The sequence below is a fragment of the Methanothermococcus sp. genome (genome assembly GCF_015523155.1).
In the GTDB taxonomy this organism is placed as follows: domain Archaea; phylum AGJL01; class Methanococci; order Methanococcales; family Methanococcaceae; genus Methanofervidicoccus.
In genome coordinates, this window is the sequence record NZ_WAKW01000070.1 from 1 (window position 1) to 2322 (window position 2322).

General features: G+C 26.1%; 3 protein-coding genes and 1 pseudogene. 2 read left to right on the forward strand and 2 right to left on the reverse strand.

Translation table 11 applies throughout. From position 1 onward, the window contains the following. Positions 1-741 precede the first annotated feature (741 nt). Together F7B34_RS07170 and F7B34_RS07175 are read left to right on the forward strand one after the other, a co-directional pair. Positions 742-1236 carry a hypothetical protein gene (locus tag F7B34_RS07170; RefSeq protein ID WP_292461149.1) on the forward strand — a complete coding sequence of 165 codons (495 nt, stop codon included), beginning with the start codon at positions 742-744 and terminating at the stop codon, positions 1234-1236. Positions 1237-1496: 260 nt separating this feature from the next. Beyond that, positions 1497-1640: a hypothetical protein gene (locus tag F7B34_RS07175; RefSeq protein WP_292461150.1), complete on the forward strand. Its 144-nt coding sequence runs from the start codon at positions 1497-1499 to the stop codon at positions 1638-1640. 43 nt (positions 1641-1683) lie between these two features. On the opposite strand, the pseudogene F7B34_RS07835 reads toward F7B34_RS07175, so the two are convergent. Together F7B34_RS07835 and F7B34_RS07180 are read right to left on the reverse strand one after the other, a co-directional pair. Next, positions 1684-1779, reverse strand: a pseudogene (locus F7B34_RS07835) (hypothetical protein); the annotation flags it as partial. 103 nt (positions 1780-1882) lie between these two features. Then, positions 1883-2005: a hypothetical protein gene (locus F7B34_RS07180; RefSeq protein ID WP_292461151.1), complete on the reverse strand. Its 123-nt coding sequence runs from the start codon at positions 2003-2005 to the stop codon at positions 1883-1885. Positions 2006-2322: the final 317 nt, after the last annotated feature.

A 2322-nucleotide genomic window follows, 5' to 3' on the forward strand; every position in this document is an offset into this window, starting at 1 on the left:
ATTCTATACTTTCTATAATGTTATCAAAAACCTCCAATATTATATATTCTCGTATAAAATTTTCGCTACATATTTTTATTATATTTAATATATAAAATATTGCTCATTTTAGAAACACTCATACTACCCAAATGAAAATAAATGGAAATATGTAGGATATCCAAATTGTTATGGTGGAGGTGTAAATTTAATAAAAAATAAATATGTGAATACTAGTGTAGGATTTCCATTTTATACTATATATCCTTATCCATGAGATAGAGCAATAGGTAGTTGGGAAAATATTGGGAGTTTTCTTTTGTGGTCTAATCCATTACATCAAGAACTTATTATTGGATAATTTTAAATTTTAATTTTTTATTTTATTTTTTGAGGATGATATGTATGAGTTTTAAAAGTATTGAAACTTTTATAAAAAATTATATAAAAGAGCCAATTTTATTTCCACTCAAAGAGATAAAAAAGGTCTTTATTGGAGCAATTATATTAACTATATGTTATTTTTTTCAATTTATAATGGTATTAATATCTACAGGATTATTTCAAATCTATTACTCTACTCAGCTGACAATAATTTTATTATTTTCTATACTACCATTTCCTATCTTAATATATGGATATATAGGGCTAATTATAAAAAATAATTCTCTACCTTATTGGAAAGACATTAAATCAATTATTTCAGTAGGAATTAAAATAAATATAGTTATTATAATTTTTATGGGCATTTTAGGGTTTATAATGAGTATTTTAGATTATGTTAGTTATTATTCTTTTTTAGATTTTTGGATATATGGGACTTCCACATTATTACTCCCTTTATATTATCCTTTTGTTATGCTTCCAATTTTCGAGTATCTTCCATTAATTATATACATTACCTTACTTTCTAATAAAATAGTAGCAACTTTATACTTTTTATTTTTGATAGTAATGCCCATAGTTATTTTTAACATCCTAAAAAAAGAAAAACCTACAAAAAATATAAAGAAATATATTTCTATTGAATATTTTGCTGTATTGGGGTTAGTATTTATTTATATGTTAATTTCACTTATACCAATTTACATCTATATCCATATAGGACTTATTCCCTTTTATTTGTTTGATTTAAAATACTTATTTTTTGAATATGTTAAGGACTTTGTAATATTTTATTTTTTAGTTGTTATCGGAAAGGTCTTAGGGGTTTATTTCAACAATACAAGTATAAGTGAGGTTGATACTATTGCTTAAAAAACTACAAATATTTTGATGATATTTAACTAATATTGAACAACTGTTTAAATACTTAATCCAATAAATATTAATAGACCTTTTGAATAAAATTACGCTCATGTTCTTATATAGGTTATATTAATATCGATAGCCATGTCTCTTTATAATTCAATTTCAATGCTATCAGGTCTAAGTATCCTGCAACCATTGAAAACTAACCCCATGGTATTTACTAAGATACTTCTTAAAAAGCTGTGTTTGGTCTCACAGCTATTAACATGAACATCTTCACGGGCAAACTCCCGTTTGGAATGATTTACGAATTCATGCTCTTCATCAACGAAGTTGATGAGCTACAAAATTACGAACTAATTTTGTTAAATCTACAATATCATCTAAATGTAAGGAAGGTTCATATATAGAATATTCATCAGTATATACTGTTAGTTTTTCATGAATATACTCCTTAAACCTCCCTTTGAATTTCTTATGGAACCTTTTAAGATTCTCAAAGACTGTAAATCTAACTTTCTTAGTTTTTCTAACTACTGTGGTAATTACTGGAAGTTTTCCTGATTTTGCAGTTCTTCCTCTTTTGAGCTTCTTTTTTTTAGGTTCTTTTTTTTAAACTCCTGTCTCCTGTATGGAGATATATTTCATCCATTCATATAATGCCTTCTAATGTAGGTGTATTCTTTCCAGATACTTCCTGAACTTCATGGACGAAATTCAAAACAGCCTTATAATCCCTACCATGTTCTTTCAGAAATCTCTTTAGTGGATTCATAAGGCATGTTTGCCAAGATATATATCATTTTACTAAGTGGAAATCTATGTTCATATGTTTGTTAAATCATTAAATAATTTCTCACAGTTTTTACACTTATACCTTTGCTCTTTATTAAGACCACATTTTAAAACATCTATACTATTTTGCAGAAGGGATATATTATGCCATCTTTCCTTGATTTCTCTAATCAAAGCATAACACTTATATATCTGGTAGAAAAACTCCTATAATATCCTCATTCTCCATCATGATAAATGTTTATATATTTGTGAATATATAACCATCATCAACTGATATAGGCAGATGAGCGAAAA

Coding starts and splice junctions, on each gene's coding strand:
- F7B34_RS07175 (WP_292461150.1), top strand. CDS start 1,497: ATGAACATCTTCACGGGCAAACTCCCGTTTGGAATGATTTACGAATTC.
- F7B34_RS07180 (WP_292461151.1), bottom strand. CDS start 2,005: ATGAATCCACTAAAGAGATTTCTGAAAGAACATGGTAGGGATTATAAG.
- F7B34_RS07170 (WP_292461149.1), top strand. CDS start 742: ATGAGTATTTTAGATTATGTTAGTTATTATTCTTTTTTAGATTTTTGG.